Consider the following 25,859-nt stretch of genomic DNA (forward strand, 5'->3'; position numbering starts at 1 on the left):
GGAAGCCACCCCCGGCCGTCCGCATAATCGGCCCCAGGCCGCCCGCACCCGTCCGGGACCGCCACCGCCCGCGCCACCGACGTACCACCGGCGACACCACGGGCCCCGCAGTCGAAGGGAACCGATCCGTGACCGAGGACAGGCTCCGCGAACTTCACGAGTTCCTGAAGCGCGTCACCGCAGACCTCCAACGCACGCGCAACCGCCTGCACCAGGTCGAGTCGAGGGCCACGGAACCCATCGCCATCGTCTCCATGAGCTGCCGCTACCCGGGCGGCGTACGCACCCCGGAAGACCTGTGGCACCTCGTGGACAGCGGCACCGACGGCATCTCGGACTTCCCCGAGGACCGCGGCTGGTCCGTCGACACCCTCTACGACCCCGACCCCGACCACCCCGGGACCTGCTACACCCGCCACGGCGGCTTCCTGCACGACGCCGTCGACTTCGACGCCGACTTCTTCGGCATGTCACCCCGCGAGGCCCTCGCCACCGACCCCCAGCAGCGCCTGCTCCTCGAGGTCACCTGGGAGGCCATGGAGCGCGCCGGAATACGGCCCGCCGACCTGAAGGGCACCGCCACCGGCGTCTTCGCGGGCGTCATGTACAACGACTACGGCTCGCGCTTCCCCGAACCGCCCGAGGGACTCGACGGCTACATCGGCAACGGCAGCGCGGCCAGCATCGCCTCCGGACGCATCGCCTACACCTTCGGCTTCGAAGGCCCCGCCATCACGGTGGACACCGCCTGCTCCTCCTCACTGGTCGCCCTGCACCTGGCCGTCCAGGCCCTGCGCGCGGGCGAGTGCGACCTCGCGCTCGCCGGCGGTGTCGCCGTGATGTCCACCCCGGTCACCTTCATGGAGTTCAGCCGCCAGCGCGGACTGTCCGCCGACGGCCGCTGCAAGTCCTACGCGGACGCCGCCGACGGCACCGGCTGGGGCGAGGGCGTCGGCATGCTCCTCCTGGAGCGCCTCTCGGACGCCCGGCGGGCCGGCCACGACGTCCTCGCGGTCATCCGCGGCTCCGCCGTCAACCAGGACGGCGCGAGCAGCGGCCTCACCGCTCCGAACGGCCCCTCGCAGCAACGGGTCATCCGCGCCGCGCTCGCCGCCGCCGACCTCCGGCCCGGTGACGTCGACGCCGTCGAGGGCCACGGCACCGGCACCACCCTCGGCGACCCCATCGAGGCCCAGGCCCTGCTGGCCACCTACGGCCAGGACCGGCCCGCCGGCCGCCCCCTCTGGCTCGGCTCGCTCAAGTCGAACATCGGCCACACCCAGGCCGCCGCGGGCGTCGGCGGCGTCATCAAGATGGTGCAGGCCCTGCGCCACCGGCGACTGCCCCGCACCCTCCACGTCGACCAGCCGTCCACCACCGTCGACTGGACGGAAGGCGACGTCCGCCTGCTGACGTCACCGGTCGAGTGGACCGACCCGGGCAGGCCGCGCCGGGCGGGCGTCTCCGCCTTCGGCGTCAGCGGCACCAACGCCCACGTCATCGTGGAACAGGCACCGGAACAGGCACCGCCCGCCGAACCGACGGACGACCGGGGCGACGACGCACCGGCCGACGCATCCCGGACACGAACCGCCGCCACCCCGCCGGTCGTGCCCTGGCTGCTGTCCGCACAGACCCCGCAGGCCCTCCAGGCCCAGGCCCGCAGTCTGCTCACCCACCTCGACACCCACCCCGACGACGGCGACCACGCCGTGGCACACGTCCTGGCCACCACACGCTCCGTGTTCGACCACCGCGCAGTCGTCCTCGGCGACGACCACGACGCCCTGATCCGCGGCCTCGACGCCGTGGCGGACGCCGCCCCCGCCCCCGAGGCCGTCGTCGGCACGGCCCGCCGCGGCGGAGGCAAGCTCGCCTTCCTCTTCTCCGGCCAGGGCGCGCAACGCCTGGGTATGGGGCGGGAGTTGTACGAGGCGTATCCCGTGTTCGCGGAGGCTTTCGACGCGGTGTGCGCGCACGTGGACGAGGGTCTGCGGGGTGTGGTGTTCGGTGAGGACGCGGATCTGCTGAACGAGACGGGCTGGACTCAGCCGGCGCTGTTCGCGATCGAGGTGGCGTTGTTCCGGCTGGTGGAGTCGTGGGGTGTGCGTCCCGACTTCCTGGTGGGTCATTCGGTGGGGGAGCTGGCTGCCGCGCACGTGGCGGGGGTGTTCTCCCTCGAAGACGCCTGCCGGCTGGTGTCGGCACGCGGCCGTCTGATGCAGCAACTCCCTGCCGGTGGAGCGATGTTCGCGCTGGAGGCGTCCGAGGACGAGGTCCTCCCGCTGCTGGAGGGCCGGGATGCGGAGGTGTCGATCGCGGCGGTCAACGGTCCGCGTTCGGTGGTGGTCTCCGGTGCTGAGACCGCAGCGTCGGCGGTCACGCAGGAGATATCCGCCCTGGGCCGCCGTACCTCCCGTCTGCGCGTCTCCCACGCTTTCCATTCGCCGTTGATGGAGCCGATGCTGGCCGAGTTCCGCACGGTCGCCGAGAGCGTGACGTATGCGCCGGCCCGTATGGCGGTCGTCTCGAACGTGACCGGACAGGCCGCCGGAGCAGGGGAGTTGGAGTCGGCCGACTACTGGGTGCGCCACGTCCGTGAGGCCGTACGGTTCGCCGACGGGGTGCGCACGCTGGCGGAGGGGGGCGTGACCCGGTTCGTGGAACTCGGCCCCGACGGCACCCTCACCGCCCTCGCCCAGACCGGCGTCACCGGCGACGAGGACATGCTCTTCGCCTCCGTCCTGCGCAAGGACCGCCCCGAGCCGCTCACGGCGCTCGGCACGATCGCCACCCTCCACACCCGCGGCATCCCCGTCGACTGGGCCGCCGTGATCCAGGGCGACGACTGCCCGCCGGTCACCCTGCCCACCTACGCCTTCCAGCGCCGGCGCTACTGGCTCGACCCCGTCGCCAAGGGCACCGCCCGGACGACGGGACACCCGCTGCTCAGCACGTCCGTCGCGCTCGCCGGCTCGCACACCGTCGTCTCCACCGGACGCGTCTCGCGCCGGACCCAGCCCTGGCTCGCCGACCACACCGCTTTCGGCACACCGCTCGTGCCCGCCGCGGTCTTCACGGACCTCGCCCTGCACGCCGGTTCCCGGTTCGGCAGCCCGCACCTGGCCGAACTCACCGTGGACCTGCCCCTCGTCCTGCCCGAGACCGGCGAGACCGAGATCCAGACCGTGGTCGAGGGCACCGAGGAGGAAGGCCGGTGGACGTTCACCGCGCACTCCCGCCCCGCCGACCCCAGCGACCCCACAGGGGACGGCCCCTGGCAGCAGCACGCACGAGGCGTCCTGCTCCGGCTGCCGGACCACGCGACGGCCGCCGAGCACCAGGACCCCGCCGCCTGGCCGCCCGCCGGTGCCACCCCCCTCGACATCGACGAGCTGTACCGCACCCTCGAGGACCGCGACACCGTACCCGGCGCCGCCCTGCGCACCCTGACAGCCGCCTGGCGACTCGGCGACGAGGTGTACGCCGACGCCGTGCTGCCCGAGCCGCAGCGCGCCGAGGCCGGCCACTTCGCCCTGCACCCGGCCCTCGTCGAGGGCGCCCTCCTCGCCCTCTCCGCGACCGGACACCCCGCACCGCACACCCTGTCGTGGTCCGGCCTCACCCTGCACGCCACAGCCGCCGAGTCCGTACGCGTCCGTGTCCGCCCCCGCCCGGACGGCACCGTCGCGCTCGGCCTCTTCGACACCACCGGCGCCCCCGTCCTCAGCGCGGACGGCCTGAGGACGCGCACCCTCACCGCGTCGGACCTGCCGCTCTCCACGGCCGCGCGGAACGACGACATCTTCGGCGTCGTATGGACCGCCTCGCCCGGACCGGTGCTGCCGAACGCCCCCCGACTCGCCGTCCACGCCTCCCTCGACGACCTCCTCGCCGCCGCCGGCACCGGCCCCCTGCCCGAGGTCGTCGCCCTCCCCTTCCACACCCTCCTCGACGACCGCACAGCGACCGCCGAAGCCGTCCGCACCGCCACCACCACCGCACTCACCCTGCTGCAGACCTGGCTGACGGACGACCGCTTCACCGGCTCCCGCCTGCTCCTGCTCACCTCGGGCGCCGTCGCCGCGGCCGACGGCGAGACGGCCGCCGACCTGCCCGCCGCGGCCGTCCGCGGACTCGTGCGCTCCGCCCAGGCGGAGCACCCCGGCCGCTTCCTGCTCATGGACACCGACACCCCCCGGCCCGACCCGCGGGCCGTCGCCGAGGCTTTGCGCCACGACGAGCCCGACGTCACCCTGCGCGACGGCCGGGTCCTGCTGCCCCGCCTCACCCGCACCGGTGCCGGGCAGCCTTCGCGGACACCGGTCTTCGACCCCGAGCGCACGGTCCTGGTGACCGGAGGCACCGGCACCGTCGGCGCCGCCACCGTCCGCCACCTGGTGACCGAGCACGGCGTACGCCACCTCGTCCTCGCCGGACGCAGGGGCGCGGACGCGCCCGGCGCCCGCGAACTCGTCTCCGAAATGGCCGAGGCGGGCGCCGACATCACCGCGGCCGCCTGTGACACCACCGACCGCGACGCCCTGGCCGCACTGCTGGCGGCCATTCCGCGCGACCACCCGCTGGGCGCCGTCGTGCACGCCGCCGGCGTGGTGGACGACGGCCTCATCACCTCCCTCACCCCCGAACGCCTCGACGCCGTACTGCGCCCCAAGGTCGACGCCACGGTCCACCTCCACGAGCTGACCCGCACCCTCGACCTGACGGCGTTCGTCGTGTTCTCCTCGGCCGCCGCCACCCTCGGCAACCCCGGCCAGGGCAACTACGTCGCGGCCAACTCCTTCCTGGACGCCTTCGCCGGACACCTCCGCGCCGAAGGACGCCCCGCCCTCTCCATCGGCTGGGGACTGTGGGCCGCGGACAGCGGCATCACCGGCCACCTGGACACCGCACAGCGCGGCCGCATCGACCGCAGCGGCATCGGCGCCCTGCCCACCCGGGAAGCACTGGCGCTCTTCGACCGCTGCCTGTCCCACACCGACGGCACCCCCCTGCCCCTGCGCGTCGACCTGCCCGCCCTGCGCCGGAACGCGGCCGGGCTTCCCCCCGTCCTGCGTTCCCTGGCCGGCCGCACCCCGCTACGACGGGCCGCGGGCGCCGGCGCGAGCGGCACGGCACCCGCGGGCGGCACGCTCGCCGCGCTCCCCGAGGAACAGCGGCGGGCGGCTGTCCGGTCGCTGGTCCGTACGACGGTCGCCGGTGTCCTCGGCCACGGCAGCGACGCGTCGATCGCCCTCGACCGCCCCTTCGCGGAGATGGGCTTCGACTCCCTCACCGCCATGGAACTGCGCAACGCCTTCACCCGCGAGACCGGCCTCGCCCTGCCCGCGACCCTGGTCTTCGACCACCCCACCCCGAACGCCGTCGCCGACCTCCTCCTCGCCGAACTCGCCCCCACCACCGCACAGTCCGCACAGTCCGCACGGCGGAACCCCGGCACACCCACCGACCTCGCCGACGACCCGGTCGCGATCGTCGGCATGGGCTGCCGCTTCCCCGGCGGGGTCGAGAACCCCGAGCAACTGTGGGACATGCTCCTCAAGGGCGGCGACGGAATCACCGACTTCCCCGCCGACCGCGGCTGGGACCTGGCCGCCCTCCACGACCCGGACCCCGAGTCCCGGCGCCGCGGCACGACGTACACCAACCGCGGCGGCTTCCTGGAGAACGTCGCATCGTTCGACGCGGACTTCTTCGGCGTCTCGCCCCGCGAGGCCCTCGCCATGGACCCGCAGCAGCGCCTGCTGCTGGAGACGTCGTGGGAGGCCGTCGAACGGGCCGGCATCGACCCCCGCTCCCTGCGCGGCAGCCGCACCGGAGTCTTCACCGGCACCAACGGCCAGGACTACGCACACGTGCTCAGCACGGCGGACGCCGACACCGAGGGCTACCTCGGCACCGGCAACGCCGCGAGCGTCATCTCGGGCCGGGTCTCCTACGTCCTGGGCCTCGAAGGCCCCGCGGTCACCGTCGACACGGCCTGCTCGGCCTCCCTCGTCGCCCTGCACTGGGCGATCCGCGCGCTCACCTCGGGGGAGTGCTCGATGGCACTCGTCGGCGGTGTGACGGTGATGTCGACCCCGGCGGCGTTCGTCGAATTCAGCCGTCAGCGCGGCCTGGCCGCCGACGGCCTGTGCAAGGCGTTCGCGGAGGGTGCGGACGGTACGGGGTGGGGTGAGGGTGTGGGTGTGCTGCTCGTGGAGCGGTTGTCGGACGCGCGCGCCAACGGTCACCCGGTGCTGGCCGTCGTGCGTGGTTCGGCGGTGAATCAGGACGGTGCGTCGAACGGTCTGACGGCGCCCAACGGTCCGTCCCAGCAGCGGGTGATCCGGGCTGCTCTGGCGAGTGCGGGTCTGTCGGCGTCGGAGGTGGACGCGGTGGAGGCGCACGGTACGGGTACGTCTTTGGGTGACCCGATCGAGGCGCAGGCGCTGCTGGCGACGTACGGCAGGGACCGTGACGGTGGACGGCCGTTGTGGCTGGGGTCGGTGAAGTCGAACATCGGTCACACGCAGGCCGCCGCGGGTGTGGCGGGTGTGATCAAGATGGTGGAGGCGATGCGCCACGGCGTGCTGCCCGCCACCCTCCATGTCGACGAACCCTCGACCCACGTCGACTGGTCCGCGGGCGAGGTCAGGCTCCTGACGGAGTCCGTGGACTGGCCGGACACCGCACGGCCCCGCCGGGCCGCGGTCTCGGCCTTCGGGTTCAGCGGGACGAACGCGCACGTGGTGCTGGAACAGGCACCGGAGACGGCCACCGAGGACACCATGACAACGGTTCCCCGACCCGTCCCCGTGACCCACTGGGTCGTCTCCGGCCGCGGCACCGAGGCACTGCACGCCCAGGCCGCCAGGCTGCTGGCTCACGCCCAGGCCCACCCCGACCTGGACCCCGCCGACGTGGGTCTGTCGCTGGTCAGGACCCGGTCGGCGTTCGAGCACCGCGCCGTAATCCGGGGCGGCGACCGCGAGGAACTCCTCGCGGGCCTCGCCGCCGTCGCCCGCGACGAGAGCGTCTCAGGTGTGGTCCAGGGCGTCGCGAGCGAGGGCAAGCTCGCCTTCCTCTTCTCCGGACAGGGTGCACAACGCCTGGGTATGGGGCGGGAGTTGTACGAGGCGTATCCCGTGTTCGCGGAGGCTTTCGACGCGGTGTGCGCTCACCTGGACGAGGGTCTGCGGGGTGTGGTGTTCGGTGAGGACGCGGATCTGCTGAACGAGACGGGCTGGACTCAGCCCGCGCTGTTCGCGATCGAGGTCGCCCTGTTCCGGCTGGTGGAGTCGTGGGGGATGAGCCCTGACTTCCTGGTGGGCCACTCGGTGGGGGAGCTCGCCGCTGCGCATGTGGCGGGGGTGTTCTCCCTCGAAGACGCCTGCCGGCTGGTGTCGGCACGCGGCCGTCTGATGCAGCAACTGCCGTCCGGTGGAGCGATGTTCGCGCTGGAGGCGTCCGAGGACGAGGTGCTCCCGCTGCTGACGGACGAGGTGTCGATCGCCGCCGTCAACGGCCCGCGTTCGGTGGTGGTCTCCGGTACCGAGACCGCAGCGTCGGCGGTCACGCAGGAGATAGCGGCCCTGGGCCGCCGTACCTCCCGTCTGCGCGTCTCCCACGCCTTCCACTCGCCGCTGATGGAACCGATGCTCGCCGAGTTCCGCACGGTCGCCGAGAGCGTCACCTACGCGCCGGCCCGCATCGCGGTCGTCTCGAACGTGACCGGACAGGCCGCCGGAGCAGGGGAGTTGGAGTCGGCCGACTACTGGGTCCGCCACGTCCGTGAGGCCGTACGGTTCGCCGACGGCATCGAGTGGCTCGAAGAGCAGGGTGTGACCCGGTTCGTGGAGCTGGGCCCCGACGGGACCCTCACCGCCCTCGCCCAGTCCGGCGTCTCCGGCGGCGAGGAGATGCTCTTCGCGCCCACGCTGCGCAAGGACCGCCCGGAGACGGACACCGCCCTGGCCGCCCTGTCGGCGGCGTTCACCCACGGGGTCACCGTCGACTGGCCCGCGCTCTTCACCGGCGCGCGGACCATCACCCTGCCCACGTACGCCTTCCAGCGCGAGCGGTTCTGGCCCGAACCCGCACAGGACGCGGTCGAGCGACGCGTGGACGGCTGGCGCTACCGCGTCGACTGGGAGCCGGCGGCCGTACCGCTTCCTCCCGCACCCGTACCGGGCCGCTGGATCCTGCTCCAGCCCCCGGACGAGGACGCGCTGGCGGGCATCGAGGAGTTCGTCCCCGGTGCCGACCGCTTCACCTGCCCCCCTCGGACGGATCGTGCCGCGCTCGCACGGATCCTCGTACAGGCCGCCGAAGGCGGCGCCGTCGCGGGCGTGCTGTCGTGCCTCGCCCCCGCCGGCGGCGTGGAGGCGACCCTCGCGCTCGTCCAGGCCCTCGGCGACGCGAGCCTCACGGTCCCGCTCTGGACGGTGACGCACGGCGCGGTGTCGACCGACGGACCGGCCGAGGAACCGGCCGATCCCGCACAGGCCGCCGTATGGGGCCTCGGCCGGGTCGCCGCCCTGGAACACCCCGACCGCTGGGGCGGCCTGGTGGACGTCCCGGACCGGCAGCCCGACCGGCACACCCTCGCCGGCATCGCCGCCGCCCTCGTGTCCGGCGAGGACCAGATCGCCGTACGCGGCCCCGAACTCCTCGCCCGCCGTCTGGTGCACGCCCCGGTCTCCGCCACCTCGGCCCCGGCCACCGCCTGGACCCCGCGCGGCCCCGTCCTGGTGACCGGCGGAACAGGCGCCCTCGGCGCGCGCCTCGCCCACTGGCTCGTACAGCGCGGCGCACGGGACCTCGTCCTGACGAGCCGCCGCGGAGCGGCAGCGCCCGGTGCCGTCGAACTCGCCGACGCACTGCGCGACCTGGGCGCCCAGGTCGCCCTGGAGGCCTGCGACATGGCGGACCGCGACGAGGTCCGCGCCCTGCTGGACCGGCACGCCGTCGACGCGGTGTTCCACGCCGCGGGCCGGGGCGACGCCGCACCGATCGACACCGCCGATGCCCAGCACCTCGCCGACGTATGGGGAGCCAAGGCCGCCGGCGCCACCCACCTGGACACCCTCCTGAAAGACCGGGACCTGTCGGCGTTCGTGGTGTTCTCCTCGATCGCCGGGGTGTGGGGCAGCGGCGGCCAGTCGGCCTACGCCGCCGCCAACGCCCACCTCGACGCGCTGGTCGAGCGCCGCCGGGTCCGAGGGCTCGTCGGTACGGCGGTGGCCTGGGGTCCCTGGGGCGGCGGGGGAATGGTGACGGACGACGGAGCCGTCGAGCTGGCGCGACGGGGTCTGCGGGCGATGGACCCCGACCGTGCGCTGACCGGGCTCGGACGCGCGCTGGACGTCGGGGATGCCACGGTGGTGGTCGCCGACGTGGACTGGGAGAGGTTCCTCCCCACGTTCACCAGCAGCCGTCCCAGCCCGCTCCTGTCCGTGCTCCCGGAAGCGGCGGCGGCGCCGGCGGCCGGCCCGGACGACACCGCGGCACAGGCCGCGGACCTCAGGCACCGGCTCTCCGAACTCTCCACCACCGACCGCAAGCTCGCCCTGCGCAACCTCGTGCGCGACCGGGCCGCCTCGGTCCTCGGCCGCGCCGACGGCCAGAGCATCGAACCCGGCCAGGCGTTCCGCACCATCGGCTTCGACTCCCTGACCGCCGTCGAACTGCGCAACCAGCTCAACCACGACACCGGTCTGCGCCTGCCCACCACCCTCGTCTTCGACTACCCCACCCCCGGCCACCTGGCCGAGCACCTCTACACCGAGCTCTTCCCCGACACCGCAGGACCCGCGGACGCCGACGAGGACACGCTGCGCAAGAAGCTGTCCACCATCCCGCTGGCCCGCCTTCAGGACAGCGGCCTGCTGACCGCGCTGCTGGCGCTCGCCGAGCCGGAAGGCCCGGTGGAAGCCGACACCGCCGCCGGCCCCGACGACAGCGAGCTGATCCACACGATGGACATCGACGACCTCGTACAACTGGCCCTCGGCGACTCGGCCCCCTGACCGGCCCGCCTCACCCGCCCCGTCCGCCGAAGCCCGAAGCAGAACAGTGGAGCTGAGTATGGCCACCTCCGAGGAACGCGTCGTCGCGGCCCTGCGCGCGTCGCTGGTCGAGAACGAGCGGCTGCGCAAGCAGAACGACCGCATCGCGCGCGCGGCGACCGAGCCCATCGCCATCGTCGGCATGGCCTGCCGCTACCCGGGAGACGTCCACTCGCCCGACGACCTGTGGCAGCTGCTGGCCGACGGCCGGGACGCGATGACCGGGTTCCCGCAGGACCGCGGCTGGGACCTGAGCGGAGCCACCACCGACACGGCGGCCCTGCGCGGCGGATTCGTCGCCTCCGCCGCGGAGTTCGACGCCGGGTTCTTCGGGATCTCGCCCCGCGAGGCCCTCGCCATGGACCCGCAGCAGCGCCTGATCCTCGAAGCGTCCTGGGAGGCGCTGGAACGGGCGGGCATCGACGCCGCCGCCGTACGCGGCAGCCGGACCGGGGTCTTCGTCGGATGCAGCAACCAGAACTACGGCTCCGCGACCGGACGTGAGCTGCCCGCGGGCATCGAGGGCCACCTGCTCACCGGCAACGCGGCGAGCGTCGTCTCCGGCCGGGTGTCGTACGTGCTGGGTCTGGAAGGGCCCGCGGTGACCGTGGACACGGCCTGCTCGTCGTCCCTGGTCGCCCTGCACCTGGCGGTGCAGGCGCTGCGGTCGGGGGAGTGCGACCTCGCGCTCGCCGGCGGAGTGACGGTGATGTCCACCCCGGACGTCTTCGCCGAGTTCGACCGGCAGGGCGGCCTGGCGGGCGACGGGCGCTGCAAGGCGTTCGCCGAGGGCGCGGACGGCACGGGCTGGGGTGAGGGGGCCGGCGTGCTCCTCGTGGAGCGGCTGTCCGACGCCCGCACCCACGGCCACCCCGTCCTGGCCGTCGTGCGGGGCTCGGCCGTCAACCAGGACGGCGCCTCGAACGGCCTGACCGCGCCGAACGGCCCCTCCCAGCAGCGGGTGATCCGCGCCGCCCTCGCGAGCGCCGGTCTGTCCGCCTCGGACGTGGACGCGGTCGAGGCCCACGGCACCGGCACGGCACTGGGCGACCCGATCGAGGCCCACGCCCTGCTGGCCACGTACGGCAGGGACCGTGACGCCGAACAGCCGCTGTGGCTGGGGTCGGTGAAGTCGAACATCGGTCACACGCAGGCCGCCGCGGGTGTGGCGGGCGTGATCAAGATGGTGGAGGCGATCCGCCACGGCGTGCTGCCCGCCACCCTCCACGTCGACGAGCCCTCGACCCACATCGACTGGGAGGCGGGCGAGGTCCGCCTCCTCACCGCACCCCGCGCCTGGCCCGAGACCGGCCGGCCCCGCACCGCGGCGGTCTCCGCCTTCGGTGTCAGCGGGACCAACGCGCACGTCGTCCTGGAACAGGAGACCCCGCCACCGGCCCCCGAGAAGGCTCCCGAGAGGGCCCCCGCCGACGCCGTGCCGCCCGTGGTCCCGTGGCTTCTCTCCGCCCGGACCCCCGAAGCCCTGCGCGCACAGGCCCGCGCAATGTCCGCCTCCCTGGCCCGGCACCCTGACCACAGCCCGGTCGACGTCGGCTGGTCCCTGCTGACCACCCGGTCGACGTTCGACCACCGCGCCGTCGTGCTCGGAGGCAACCGCGCGGACCTCCTCGACGGCCTGCGGAGCCTCGCCGAGAACGAGACCACCCCCCGGGCCGTGACCGGCTCCGCCCGGAGCGACGGCAAGCTCGCCTTCCTCTTCTCCGGGCAGGGCGCGCAACGCCTCGGTATGGGGCGGGAGTTGTACGACTCCTTCCCGGTGTTCGCCGATGCCTTCGACGCGGTGTGCGCGGGGTTGGACAACGGGTTGCGGGAGGTGGTGTTCGGTGAGGATGCCGAGCTGCTGAACCGGACCGGGTGGGCGCAGCCCGCGCTGTTCGCGATCGAGGTCGCGTTGTTCCGGCTGGTGGAGTCGTGGGGGATCACCCCTGACTTCCTGGTGGGTCACTCGGTCGGTGAACTGGCCGCAGCGCACGTGGCCGGGGTGTTCTCGCTGGAGGACGCGTGCCGGCTGGTGTCGGCGCGTGGCCGTCTGATGCAGGAACTGCCGTCCGGTGGTGCGATGTTCGCGCTGGAGGCGGCGGAGGCCGAGGTGCTCCCGCTGCTGACGGACGAGGTGTCGATCGCCGCCGTCAACGGCCCGCGTTCGGTAGTGGTCTCGGGTGTCGAGGCAGCGGCGGAGGCGGTCGCTCAGGAGATATCCGCCCTGGGTCGCCGTACCTCCCGTCTGCGCGTCTCCCACGCTTTCCATTCGCCGTTGATGGAGCCGATGCTGGCCGAGTTCCGCACGGTCGCTGAGAGCGTGACGTATGCGCCGGCCCGTATCGCGGTCGTCTCGAACGTGACCGGACAGGCCGCCGGAGCAGGGGAGTTGGAGTCGGCCGAGTACTGGGTCCGCCACGTCCGTGAGGCCGTACGGTTCGCGGACGGGGTGCGCACGCTGGCGGAGCGGGGCGTGACCCGGTTCGTGGAACTCGGCCCCGACGGGACGCTCACCGCACTGGCCCAGCCCTGCGTCCCCTCCGACGACGGGATGCTCTTCACCCCCACACTGCACAAGACCGCCTCCGAACCGTCGGCCGTCCTGCGTGCACTGGGCCGGCTGCACGCGCACGGTGCGCCGGTCGGCTGGGAGACGCTCTTCGCGGGAACCGGTGCGGCGGCCGTGGAACTGCCCACGTACGCCTTCCAGCGGGAGCGCTACTGGCTCGACCCGTCCGCCCCGAGGCCGAGGCCCGGCGCCGACTCCTGGCGTTACGCCGTCACCTGGAAGTCCCTGGCCCGGTTCTCCGACACCGCGCCCGCACCCTCCCCGGGCCCACGGCTGGTGCTCGTCCCGCAGGTGCGCGACGAGCGGGCCGACGCCACGATCCGCGCCGTACTCGAAGGGCTCGCGGGGCACGGGTTCGAACTGCGGCAGATCGAGGTACCGCACCCCGCGTCCGAGACCGGCCGAGCCGACCTGGCGGCCCGACTCACCGACGCCCACGACGAGTTCGGACCCGTCACGGCCGTCCTGTCACTGCTCCCGCTGGCCGAGGACCGGGCCGGGGTGGCGGCGGCCACGGCCACGCTGGTCCAGGCGCTCACGGACAGCGGACTGCGCGGTCCGGTGTGGTCGCTGACGCGCGGCGCCGTCTCCGTCGGACGTTCCGACGCGCTCACGGCACCCGAGCAGGCGGCGGTGTGGGGGCTCGGCCGGGTCGCGGCCCTCGAGCACCCCGATCTCTGGGGCGGACTCGTGGACCTCCCCGAGGACCTCGACGAGCGGGCGGTCGCACGGCTCGCGGCGGTCCTCACCGAACTGCCGGGCCGGGACGGCGAGTCCGGCGAGTCCGCCGAGTCCGTCGATTTCGGCGAGGACCAGGTGGCGGTCCGTGACTCCGGCGTCTTCGGCCGCAGGCTGTCGAGGCCCCTTCCCACCCCCCTGGACGCATGGCGGCCGCGCGGAACGGTCCTCATCACCGGGGGCACGGGCGCCATCGGCGCCCGGGTCGCGCGCTGGGCTGTCGAGCGTGGTGCCGAGGACATCGTCCTGGTGAGCCGGCGCGGCTCCGACGCGCCCGGCGCCCCGGAACTCGAAACCGCCCTCCGGGCGCTGGGCGCCCGCGTCACGGTCACCGCGGCCGACGTGTCCGTCAGGGAAGAGGTCGCCGCGCTCCTCGCACGACACCCCGTCGACGCCGTGCTGCACACCGCGGGCGTCCTCGACGACGCCGTCATCGGCGGCACCGATCCCCAGCGCATCCGGCACGTCATGCGCGCCAAGGCCGAGGCGGCCCTGCACCTCGACGAACTGACACGCGACCGGGAGCTGTCCGCCTTCGTCCTCTTCTCGTCGCTCGCCGGTGTCATGGGCAACGCCGGACAGGGCGCGTACGCCGCCGCCAACGCGGTCCTCGACGCGCTCGCCGAGCGCCGTCGCGCCGAGGGGCTGCCCGCCACCTCCGTCGCCTGGGGCCCGTGGGCCGGTGGCGGCATGGCCGCCGAGGCCACGGGCGGCCGCAGGCGCAGTCGTGGCGCGGTGGCGTCGCTCGACCCGGACCTGGCCGTCGCCGCCCTCGCGACGGCCCTGGACTCGGGTGTGACCACCGAGTTCGTGGCCGACATCGACTGGCCCCGGTTCGCACCGGCCTTCACGTCGATCCGGCCGAGCGCACTCCTGCGGGAACTTCCCGAGGCCTCCTCCCCGGCCGCCGACCGGTCGTCGCCGGACGCCGCGGACAGCCCCGGCGCCCGCATCGGAGCCCTCCCGCGCGAGGCGGGCGTCCGGGCCGCCGTGGACCTGGTCCGTGCCCGTGCGGCGGCGGTGCTGGGCCATGCCGACGCGGAGGCGGTTCCGGCCGACCGTGCGTTCCGCGACCTGGGCGTGGACTCACTGATCGCGGTCGAGCTGCGGAACGTACTGGGCGCGGAGTGCGGGGTACGGCTGCCCGCGACGGTGGTGTTCGACCATCCGACCCCGACGGCCCTGGCGGAGTTCCTGTACGGCGAGTTGGGCGGCGCCGCCGACGAGACGCCCGGCACGTCCGTGAGCGTGGCGGTGGCCGGCGACCCGGTGGTGATCGTGGGGATGGCGTGCCGGTTCCCCGGCGGGGTCGACTCCCCGGAGACCTTGTGGAGCCTCCTGTCGGAGGGCCGCGACGGCATGGCCGGCTTCCCCGACGACCGCGGCTGGGAAGAGCTCGGCGCGGTCTACGGCTATGACGCCGCGGACTTCGCCCGGGTGGGCGGGTTCCTGTCGGGCGTGGGTTCGTTCGACGCGGGCTTCTTCGGGATCTCGCCCCGTGAGGCCCTCGCCATGGACCCGCAGCAGCGCCTGCTGCTGGAGTCGTCGTGGGAGGCGGTGGAACGGGCGGGCATCGACCCGCGGTCGTTGCGCGGTTCGCGGACCGGCGTGTTCGCGGGAACGAACGGCCAGGACTACCCGGCGCTGCTGTCGCTGTCGGAGGGCGACTTCGGCGGCTACGTGGGCACCGGTAACGCGGCGAGCGTGTTCTCCGGGCGGGTGTCGTACGTGCTGGGTCTCGAAGGGCCCGCGGTCACTGTCGACACGGCCTGCTCGTCGTCGCTGGTCGCCCTGCACCTGGCCGCGCAGGCGCTGCGGTCGGGGGAGTGCGACCTCGCGCTCGCCGGCGGCGTGACCGTGATGTCCACGCCCGGTGCGTTCGTGGAGTTCAGCCGCCAGGGCGGTCTGGCGGGTGATGGGCGGTGCAAGGCGTTCGCGGAGGGTGCGGACGGTACGGGGTGGGGTGAGGGTGTGGGTGTGCTGCTCGTGGAGCGGTTGTCGGACGCGCGCGCCAACGGTCACCCGGTCCTCGCGGTGGTGCGTGGTTCGGCGGTGAATCAGGACGGTGCGTCGAACGGTCTGACGGCGCCGAACGGTCCGTCCCAGCAGCGGGTGATCCGCGCCGCCCTCGCGAGCGCCGGTCTGTCCGCCTCGGACGTGGACGCGGTCGAGGCCCATGGCACCGGCACGGCACTGGGTGACCCGATCGAAGCGCAGGCCCTGCTGGCGACGTACGGCAGGGACCGTGAGGGCGAGCGGCCGTTGTGGCTGGGGTCGGTGAAGTCGAACATCGGTCACACGCAGGCCGCCGCGGGTGTGGCGGGTGTGATCAAGATGGTGGAGGCGATGCGCCACGGCGTGCTGCCCGCCACCCTCCACGTCGACGAGCCCTCGTCGCACGTCGACTGGGAGGCCGGTGACGTACGGCTGCTGGCCGAGTCGACGCAGTGGCCGGAGACCGACCGTCCGCGCCGCGCGGGAGTCTCCTCGTTCGGACTGAGTGGCACGAACGCGCACGTCGTGCTGGAACAGGCACCGGACCCCGCCGTCGAGGCGACGGACGCCGGGCGGCCGCTGCCCGTCACCCCGTGGGTGGTGTCCGGACAGGGCCCCGCCGCGCTGCGGGCCCAGGCGGACCGCCTGCTGCACCATCTGCGGACTCACCCGGAGCCGGCCCCTGCCGATGTGGCCCTGTCGCTCGTCGGGTCACGGTCCGCCTTCGACAACCGTGCGGTGGTGCGCGGCACTGATCGTGAGGAACTCCTTGCGGGTCTTGCCGCCGTCGCCCGCGGCGAGACGCTGCCGGGTGTGGCACACGGAGCCGCGACCGCGGGCAAACTCGTCTTCCTCTTCTCCGGTCAGGGTGCACAACGCCTGGGTATGGGCCGGGAGTTGTACGACTCCTTCCCGGTGTTCGCGGAGGCCTTCGACGCGGTGTGCGCGCACGTGGACGAGGGTCTGCGCGAGGTCGTGTTCGGTGAGGACGTCGACCTGCTGAACGAGACGGGCTGGACTCAGCCCGCGCTGTTCGCGATCGAGGTCGCCCTGTTCCGGCTGGTGGAGTCGTGGGGTGTGCGCCCTGACTTCCTGGTGGGCCACTCGGTGGGTGAGCTGGCCGCAGCGCACGTGGCCGGGGTGTTCTCCCTCGAAGACGCCTGTCGGCTGGTGTCGGCGCGCGGTCGTCTGATGCGGCAACTCCCGCCCGGTGGTGCGATGTTCGCGCTGGAGGCGGCGGAGGACGAGGTGCTCCCGCTGCTGACGGACGAGGTGTCGATCGCCGCCGTCAACGGCCCGCGTTCGGTGGTGGTCTCGGGTGTGGAGGCGGCGGTGGCCGCCGTGGCCGAGGAGATCGCCGGATCGGGCCGCCGCACCTCCCGCCTGCGCGTCTCCCACGCCTTCCACTCGCCGCTGATGGAACCGATGCTCGCCGAGTTCCGCACGGTCGCGGAGAGCGTGACCTACGGCGAGCCGCGTATCCCGGTGGTGTCGAACGTGACTGGACAGGCCGCCGACGTGGGGGAGTTGGAGTCCGCCGACTACTGGGTGCGCCACGTCCGGGAGGCTGTGCGGTTCGCCGACGGGATCGCCTGGCTCGAAGAGCGTGGTGTCACCCGGTTCGTGGAGCTCGGCCCCGACGGCACCCTCACCGCCCTCGCCCGGACCGGCGTCTCCGGCGGCGACGGGACGCTGTTCGTGTCCGTCCTGCGCAAGGACCGCTCCGAGGCGGACACCGTCGTGGCCGCCGTGTCGCGGGCGTTCGCACACGGTGCCGCCGTCGACTGGCCCGCACTGCTGGACGGTTGCGGCGCGCGACGGGTGGAGCTGCCGACGTACGCCTTCCAGCGTGAGCGTTTCTGGCCCGAGCCCGCCGCACACCGGGTGTCCGAGACCAGCGCGAATCCGCTGGACGCGAGCTTCTGGGCGGCTGTGGAACGCGGCGACGCCCACGACCTCGCCGAGGTCCTGGGCGTCGACGAGGCCGAACTCGACACGGTCGTACCGGCGTTGTCCGCCTGGCGGCAGGGTGCGACCGAGCGGACCCGGGTCGACGGCTGGCGCTACCGCGTCGGCTGGCAGCCCTTCACCCCACCACCGCCCACCGCCCCGGACACCGGCCGCCGGCTGCTGCTCCAGCCGCCCACCGAAGGCCCGGTGCTCGATGGCGTCGAGGAGTTCCTCCCCGGTGTGGAGCGGATCGCCTACGACCCCGCCGCCGGGCGTGCCGAACTGGGCCGTGTCCTGTCCGACGCGGCAGCGGCGGGCGACCCGGTCGTCGGAGTCCTGTTCCGGCCGGCGGACGTGCCGACCTCCCTGACCCTCGTCCAGGCGCTGGGCGACGCGGGAGTGACCGCGCCGCTGTGGCAGCTCACGCGGGGCGCCGTCGCCGTCGGCACCCCGTCCGAAGGTGTCGTCGATCCGGCGCAGGCCGCCCTGTGGGGCTTCGGCCGGGTCGCCGCCCTGGAACACCCCGACCGGTGGGGCGGCCTCGTCGACCTGCCGGAATCCGTGGACCGGAGTGACCTCGCGAGCCTGGCCGCGGCCGTCACCGACGGCGGCGAGGACCAGGTGGCCGTACGCGCGGCGGCCCTGTTCGCCCGCCGGCTCTCCCCTGCCCCGCTGCCCGGCGGCGCACCGGCCTGGGGGCCCTCGGCCGACGGCTGGCGCGCTCCGGAGCGGGTGCTGGTGACGGGGGGCACGGGCGGAGTCGGTGCGCGTCTGGCGCACTGGCTGGTGGGGCGCGGTGCGAGCGAACTCGTCCTCACCAGCCGTCGCGGAATGGACGCCCCTGGTGCGGCCGAACTGGTGGCGGGGCTGGAGGAGTTGGGTGCGCGGGTGGTGGTGGAGGCGTGTGACACGGCGGACGCGGAGGCGGTCGCGGGTCTGCTGTCCCGGCATCCGGTCGACGGGGTGTTCCATGCGGCGGGTGTGCTGGACGACGATCTGATCGACCGGCTGACTCCGGAGCGGGTCGCCGCCGTCCTGGCGGCGAAGGCGGTGGGTGCCGATCATCTCGACGCCTTCACCCGGGAGTGGGACCTGTCGGCGTTCGTGGTGTTCTCCTCGATCGCCGGGGTGTGGGGCAGCGGTGGCCAGTCCGCGTACGCCGCCGCCAACGCCCACCTCGACGCGCTCGTGGAGCGGCGCCGGGCCAGGGGGCTCGCCGGTACCGCCGTCGCCTGGGGGCCCTGGGACGGGGGCGGGATGGTGACGGACGAGGGCGCCGCGGAGTTGATGCGCCGGGGTCTGCGGGTGATGGACCCCGACCGGGCGCTGACCGGGCTCGGACGCGCGCTGGACGTCGGGGACGCCACCGTGGTGGTGGCCGACGTCGACTGGGAGAAGTTCCTCGCACCGTTCACCGCCCGCCGTCCCAGCCCGCTGCTGTCCGCCCTCCCGGAGGCGCGGGCCGCCGCGGCGGCGCCCGGTGACGCGGAGACCGCACCCGGCGCCCCGCGCCCCCTGGTCGAGAAACTGACCGCGGCGCCCGCCGAGGCACGGCTCCAGCTGGTGCAGGACCACGTGCGAAGCGTCGCCGCCACGGCACTCGGCTTCGACGGGGTGTCGGGCGTCGAACCCACCAAGGCGTTCCGGGAGATGGGCTTCGACTCGCTGACCGCCGTGGAACTGCGCGACCGGCTCGACGCCGACACCGGTCTGCGGCTGCCGACCACCCTCGTGTTCGACCACCCCACACCCGCCGACCTCGCCCGCCACCTGGCGGACGAGCTCTTCGGGGGCGGGCGGACGAACGCCGCGGCGCTGCTGGCGGAGGTGGAGAACGCGGTCGGGCAGATCATCGCCTCCGACCCCGGACAGGACCTGAGGGTCCTGCTCAAGACACGGCTCAGGGCGTTCCTCACCGAGGTCGAGGATCTGGAGTCCGGCCCGAACGGCCCGGACGACGGCACGCGGCCCGGGATGTCCATGGCCGACCAGCTCGACGACGCCACCGACGAGGAACTCTTCGACCTGATCAGCCGGGAACTCGACCAGTCGTAGGAGCGCGGACCGCCCGAGGCGGCGCGAGCCGTGCTGACGAGTCCGTTCACGGGTGTTTCTCGAAACGCCCGTGAATCGGCCGACTGCCGACCAGGGAAGCTGGCCGGCCCCGAGGACGCACAGGAAGAGGTGACGGCACGCCGGAAGGAAGGCGCGCACCGCATCAAGATGATGCTCGACGACGACGACGGCGACGGCGACGACGACGGCGCCGACCTGCCGACGTGGGACGGGCCGACCGGCAGCCGCACGATGTTCGCCACCGGCACCACGAAGGCACCGACACCACGAAGCCGGCCCTGGACCCACGAATCACCGTGGCGGGGGAGCGGACACGGGCGGGCCGGTGGCCCCGGCCTCGCCGGGGCCACCGGCCCGCCCGTGCTCACATCCCCTCGGGAACGCCACCCCCGCCGGTGCGCCCGTGGACGTGCAGGCGCTCCAGCCAGGCCGGTTCCCGCACCACGGCCGCGTGCTCCTGGGCCAGACACAGATAGACGTCCCGGCCCCCGTCCTCGGCGGGCGTCGGCGCGATGTGCACCGTCGGCACCGGGAGGTCCGGGAACTCGTACCAGAACGGTTTTCCGGCGCCCAGGTCGATGCGGTACAGCGGGAACTGCGACCAGTTGTTGACGGTCAGCGCCGTCTCGAAGACGTCCGGCGCCCGGACCGACATGACGTGCCGTGACACGCCCGCCCTGCGGTAGGAGTTGAGGAAGGCGATCTCGTCGCGGATCTTGTCGGCGGTGTTGGAGTCCAGGCAGGCCCGGACGTCCTGGGCGACCCGGCCCAGCGGGCCCTCGCGCAGCGCCGCCGCCGAGGTGCCGGTCCAGCTGTTGCTGACGCAGTTGCCCCAGTACCCGGCGGGCAGCGCGTCACCGAGCCGGGACTGCGCGCTGACGATCATGCCGAGCCACTCGGCCGCCTCGTCGTCCCGGCCCCGCAGCTCGCCGAGCACCTGCCAGATGTGCGCGGTCAGCACGTCGTTGGTGGAGACCCAGGAGCCCTCGCCGGTCAGCTGCCGCTGCGCGGCCCGCTTCATCGCGACGAGTTCGGCGGCTTCGAAGCGGGTGGCGACGGTCGCGAGCTTGTGCAGGCCGACCTTGATGTTCGTGGCCAGCAGCCGTGCGCGGGAGACACCGGTGAACGCGCGTCGGGCCACCGTCGCGGGATCCGTGGACGCCCGGCCCAGCGCGTCGAGGACGGTCCGGTCGTGGAACGGCTCCTCGGGGGAGTCCAGCCCGTGGTGCTCGCGCGACCAGCTCTCCAGGAACGCGAGGGTGTTCCCGCCGTCCGCGAGACTGTGATTGATCATCACGCCCAGGACCGAACCGCCGCCGCGCATCTGCGTCAGCCGGATCTTCAGCAGCGGGGTGTCCCGGTCGACGACACGGAACGCGCTGACCTCGCGCAGCAGGCTGCCGATCACCGGCTCGGTGCGCAGCGAGGGCCCGTACTCCCGCATGGGCTCCGGCGACACCGCCTCGGTGAACCGGACCCCCGCGTCGTTGCAGAGCACGCTCAGCCCGCCGTCCCGGTCCCGGGTGAGACGGCCCGCCAGCAGCGGGTAGCGGCGCAGCGTGCGCGCCAGGGACGCGCGCAGCTCCGCGCCGTCCAGCGTCTCGCGGTAGAAGAACGTCAGCGGTGTGTACCAGGGGCCGGTCAGCAGGTCGTAACCGCTCAGCCGGACCCGGGCGTCGCCGGCGTCGCCGGCGGCGCCGGTGCGGACCAGGAACGACCGCTCCTCCCGGCTCTCCACGGCGTGACGGAAGACCGGCCCGGGCGTCCTGCCCTTCCCGCCCTTCGCCCTGCCTCTCTTCCCCACGACACGCGTCCTGCCCGTCCTGCCCGTCGTACTCGTCGTGTCCGTCGTGCTGGTCGTGCTGGTCGTGCCCATCGTGCTCGTGGTGCTCGTCCTCGCCGTCTTCTCCGTGCCGGGCGTGCCGGTCGGGTCGGGCGTGTCCGTCGGGTTGGTCGTGTTCGCTGTCACGGCGGTCCTCCTCGCGGGCCGATCAGTCCCAGGCGACGAGCAGGCTGTCGACCCCGTAGTGCACGGCACGGTCGCGCAGCGGTACTTCGTCCGCGGGCGTGGCCAGCCGCAGCTTCGGGAAGCGCTCGAACAGCGTGCGCAGACCGATCCTGAGGGTGGCGCGGGCCAGGTGCTGGCCCAGGCACTGGTGCGCCCCGAACCCGAGCGCCAGATGCTTGCGCGGGATACGCGTGACGTCGAGGGCGTCGGGGTCGGTGAAGACCGAGGGGTCGCGGTTGGCGGCGGGCAGCGAGAGGACGACGGTCTGCCCGGCCTTGATGGTGACGCCCTCGAGCTCGACGTCCTCCAGCGCGCAACGGCTGGACCCCATCTGCGAGATGGTCAGGTACCGCATCAACTCGTCGACGGCACCGGCCTCGTACAGCTCCGGACGGCTGCGCAGCAGGGCCAGCTGCTCCGGCTGCTCCAGCAGCGCGAACGTGCTCAGGGCCAGCATGTTGGGCGTCGTGTCGAGGGAGCCGCCCAGGGTGAGGACCGCGAGGTTGACCATCTCCTCCTCGGTCAGCTCCCCGGTGGAGGCCAGCTGTCCGAAGAAGTCGTCGCCCCGCTCCTCCATCCGCTCGCGGACCATGGGCCGCAGCGCCGCGTCCATGGACTCGACGTGGTGGATGAACTCCTCCAGCGTGTACGTCAGCGTCATCATCGCCGAGAAGTGCTTCGAGATGACCGCCATCAGCTCGGCGGAGGCCCCCATCAGGGACTGCACCGTGCGCACGCTCACCACCTCGGCGAACGACGTCAGCAGGTCGGCCTGCGAGCCCTGCGCCGCCATCTCGTCGAGGGTCTCGCCGATGATGCGGGTCAGCTCCGGCTCGAACTGCTGGATCCGGCGGACCGTGAAGTGCCCGGCCAGCAGACGGCGGTACTTGGAGTGCTCGGGCGCGTCCGTCTTCGCGAACGAACCGGGCGGGGAGGGCTGGGGGTTGTACTCGTCCATCGGGAACGGCGGCGCGACCACGTGGGCCAGCAGCTCGTTGCGGTGGCTGAAGCGGTTGTCGGCCAGGATCTGCCGCACCAGGTCGTGCCGGGTGACCAGCCAGCCCGAGGTGTCCGCCGGGGCCACCTGGAAGGTGATGGGGCTGATCGGGTTCTCCGCGCGCAGGCGGGCGTACGCCGCCGGCGGATCGAACGGGCATTTACCCCGGTCCGCCGGGATGACGGGTGCGTCGGGCCGTGTCTTCATGGTCACTCCGTTGGTGTGCCGGCTACGCCGTCGGGTGTCGTGGGGCGAGAGCTGGTGGGGTGTCAGGCACGCTTGACGGCCAGCGGCAGGTGCCGGGCGCCGAAGACGTTGGTGCCGTGATAGGTCAGCCGCGCGTCGGGGTCGACCTCGATCCGGGCGAACCGGTCCAGGAGCGCGTTCAGGGCGACCCGCCCCTCCAGCCGGGCCAGCGGCGCCCCGATGCAGTAGTGGATGCCGTGACCGAATGCGGCCTGGCGGGAGTTGGAGCGCTCCGGGCGGAAGGCGGCCGCGTCCTCGAAGACCTCCTCGTCCAGGTTGGCCGACAACAGCCACAGGTGCACCAGGGTGTTGGGGGCGAGGCTCGTCCCGTGGAACTCGGTCACGGCCGTGGTGACCCGCTCGATCCGCGTGAACGGCGGACGCAGCCGCAGGGTCTCCTCGATCACGGCCGGCACCAGTGACCGGTCCTCACGGACCCGTTCGAACAGTTCCGGCTCCCCGTCCAGGCACATCAGCGTGTTGCCCAGCAACACCGAGGTGGTGACATGCCCCGCGAGCAGCAGCAGGGTCGCGAAACTCGCGATGTCCTCGTCGTCGAGGCGCTCGCCGTCGAGCTCCGCGTGCACCAGGGTGCCCAGCAGGTCGTCCTGCCGCTCCCGGCGCCGCTCGTCGATGAAGCCCTGCAGGTACGCCGAGATCGTGGCGCCGGTCTCCTCCATCCGCCGCACGCTCGCGGGATCCTCCGGATCCGTCGACAGCAGCTGGTCCGCCCACCCCTGGAACAGGTCCCGGTCGGCCGTCGGCACGCCGAGCATCCGCGCGATCACCGTCACCGGCAGCGGGTTGGCGAGCACGTCCACCAGGTCGAAGCGGTCCGAGCCGGCCGCGGCCAGCAGCTCGGCGGTCAGGTCGGTGATCCACGGTTCGAGGCCGGAGATCAGCCCCGGGGTGAAGGCGCGGCTGACCAGACGGCGCATCTTGCCGTGCAGCGGCGGGTCCAGCAGCAGGAGGGTGCCGCGCGGGGCCTGGCGTTCACCGCCCGACAGACGGCCCACGGTGTCGGACGAGAAGGTCGCCGGGTCGGCGAGGACACGCTGGACGTCCTCGTACCGGAACAGGTGCACATGGCCTGCCTCGTCCCGCCAGACCGGGCTCTGCGCACGCATCCGCGCCAGCCAGGCCAGCAGCGTCGTCCCGCCGTCCGGCTCCACCGAGGGAGCCCTGCCGATGCCGGGTCCCGGCGCCGCGCCGTGCGCCGGATCCGCCACTTCCCGCGTCACACCGACGTCCGAGGTGCCTTCCTCCGCCACCAGTGGTTCCCCCTCTCGTGCGGCCCGGTCGCGATCGCGGCCCGCGACGCGCCGAATTCGACCGGCGCCCCGACGGGCCCGGCTCTCGCGTCACTCCAGCACGCGGCGCCGGACCGGGGCCAGGAACGGCCGCGCAGTCTAGGGATTCACCGAGTACCGCCCGCCCGGCCCCCGCGCGAGGGCACGGCGGCGGGCGCAATCTCTGGAGGAAATCCCAGACAGTGACGGCCCACGGCCGCAACGGGCCCGCCCGCGGCCCAAGATGGGCACCGCCCCGGGCAGCGGGGCGCCACCCCCGTACCGCCCGACGCGGAAGGCCGGCATGGACATCGCGATCGACCCCGACAAGTGCATGGGAGCGGGTCAGTGCGTACTGATCGCACCCGAGGTCTTCGACCAGGACGAGACCGACGGACGCGCCCTGCTCCTGATCGAACGGCCGGGAAGCGACCACCACGAGGCGATCCGAGAAGCGCACGAATCCTGCCCGCTGGGTGCCATCACCCTCCAGGAGGACTGAGCGGCTCCGGCAGCCGGTCCGGGCGACAGCGCCCGGCGCACCTTCCGCCGGGCGCTCCTCGATGTCCCGCGGCCCGGCCGCAGACCTTCTACGAACGAGAGGATGCCATGCGCGTTCTGTTCGCCGGCCTGTCGGAGAAGTCGCACCTGAACACCATGGTGCCGCTGGCCTGGGCCTTCGTCACGGCCGGGCACGATGTGCTGATGGCCAACTCTCCGTCGCTGACCCCCGCCATCACCGGGGCCGGCCTGGTGGCCGCCCCCGTGGGCACCGACGACCACACCCTGCTGCACGCGGACATGGCACTCGCCCGCGAGTCCCAGGACGCCGACGTCGCCAACTGGAGCCACCTCGGCCCCGGCCAGGTCGACTGGGCCACCCTGCGCGAACGCTACGAGATCAGCGTGCCCTGGGGCTTCGCCCGCTACAACGACCCCGTCATGGACGACATGGTGGCCCTCGCCCGCGACTGGCGGCCCGACCTCGTCATCCGCGACCCCATCGCCTACGCCGGCGCGGTCGCCGCACGCGCCAGCGGCGCGGCCCATGCCCGCCTGCTGTGGTGCGCCGACGTGTACGGGCAGGCCAGGCGCACCTTCGTCGACCTCGCCCGCGACGTCCCCGAGGCCGAGCGCACCGACCCGCTCGCCGAGTGGATCGACGAACGGGGCCGCGCCTACGGCGTGTCCTGCGACGAGGAACTCCTCAACGGCCAGTTCACGATCGACACCCTGCCCCCGAGCCTGCGGCCGCCGAGCGACCTGCACCGGCTGCCCATGCGCTACATCCCCTACAACGGCCCCGCCGTGCAGTGGGACTGGCTGCGCGAGCGGCCCAAGTCGCCCCGGGTGTGCCTCACGCTCGGCCGCACCAACAGCGAGGCCTACGGCGGTGACTACGTCCCCCTCTACGACATCCTCAGGTCCCTGGGCGCACTCGACGTTGACGTGGTCGCCGCGCTCATGCCCGAACAGGCCGAACAGCTCGGGGACCTGCCCCCCAACGTGCGCGCCGTCAGCGGGATCGCCCTGAACACGCTGCTGCCCACCTGCTCCGCCGTCATCCACCACGGCGGCTGGGGCACCTTCGCCACCGCCCTCGTCAACGGCGTCCCGCAGCTCGCCCTGTCGACCAACGTCGCCGACCAGGAACTGCGCGGGCGCGCGGTGGAGAAGGCCGGCGCCGGGATCTTCGTCCACCACAGCGACGTCGACGCCGGCCAGGTCCTCGTGCACACCCGCATGCTCGTGGAGGAACCGTCGTTCGCGGCCGCCGCGGGACGGCTGCGGGACGAGTCCGCGGCCCTGCCCAGCCCGCGCGCCCTGGTCGGCCAACTGGAACAACTGGTCGCCGGCCGCTGACACCGCCCCGAACGCACGCCCCGAACGCACGCCCCGAACGCACGCCCCGAACGCACGC

General features: G+C 73.4%; 7 protein-coding genes. 4 read left to right on the forward strand and 3 right to left on the reverse strand.

The window, feature by feature from the left end; genetic code table 11:
- The first annotated feature begins 128 nt into the window (after positions 1-128).
- Both OG199_RS43255 and OG199_RS43260 read left to right on the forward strand, forming a co-directional pair.
- Positions 129-10,031 carry an SDR family NAD(P)-dependent oxidoreductase gene (locus OG199_RS43255; protein WP_405827178.1) on the forward strand — a complete coding sequence of 3,301 codons (9,903 nt, stop codon included), beginning with the start codon at positions 129-131 and terminating at the stop codon, positions 10,029-10,031.
- Positions 10,032-10,089: 58 nt separating this feature from the next.
- Positions 10,090-19,377 (forward strand): type I polyketide synthase, encoded by a 9,288-nt coding sequence (locus OG199_RS43260; protein ID WP_405827176.1) that lies wholly within the window; start codon positions 10,090-10,092, stop codon positions 19,375-19,377.
- A 385-nt stretch (positions 19,378-19,762) separates the two neighbouring features.
- Here OG199_RS43260 and OG199_RS43265 read toward each other — a convergent pair whose 3' ends face one another.
- The 3 genes from OG199_RS43265 to OG199_RS43275 all read right to left on the reverse strand — a co-directional run bounded on the left by OG199_RS43265 (position 19,763) and on the right by OG199_RS43275 (position 23,920).
- Positions 19,763-21,367 carry an acyltransferase gene (locus OG199_RS43265; RefSeq protein ID WP_405827174.1) on the reverse strand — a complete coding sequence of 535 codons (1,605 nt, stop codon included), beginning with the start codon at positions 21,365-21,367 and terminating at the stop codon, positions 19,763-19,765.
- Positions 21,368-21,389: 22 nt separating this feature from the next.
- The gene (locus tag OG199_RS43270; RefSeq protein WP_356809305.1) at positions 21,390-22,610 is read right to left on the reverse strand and encodes a cytochrome P450; all 1,221 of its coding nucleotides are present in this window, start codon (positions 22,608-22,610) and stop codon (positions 21,390-21,392) included.
- 62 nt (positions 22,611-22,672) lie between these two features.
- Positions 22,673-23,920, reverse strand: coding sequence for a cytochrome P450 (locus OG199_RS43275; RefSeq protein WP_405827172.1), 1,248 nt, complete (start codon positions 23,918-23,920; stop codon positions 22,673-22,675).
- Positions 23,921-24,242: 322 nt separating this feature from the next.
- On the opposite strand from OG199_RS43275, the gene OG199_RS43280 reads away from it, so the two are divergent.
- Entirely contained in the window at positions 24,243-24,440 is a 198-nt protein-coding gene (locus OG199_RS43280) for a ferredoxin (protein ID WP_351724635.1), read from the forward strand.
- A 107-nt stretch (positions 24,441-24,547) separates the two neighbouring features.
- Positions 24,548-25,801, forward strand: a complete 1,254-nt coding sequence (locus tag OG199_RS43285; protein WP_356807686.1) for an activator-dependent family glycosyltransferase — start codon at positions 24,548-24,550, stop codon at positions 25,799-25,801.
- Positions 25,802-25,859: the final 58 nt, after the last annotated feature.

This window comes from Streptomyces sp. NBC_01176 (assembly GCF_045039825.1).
Classification (GTDB): domain Bacteria; phylum Actinomycetota; class Actinomycetes; order Streptomycetales; family Streptomycetaceae; genus Streptomyces.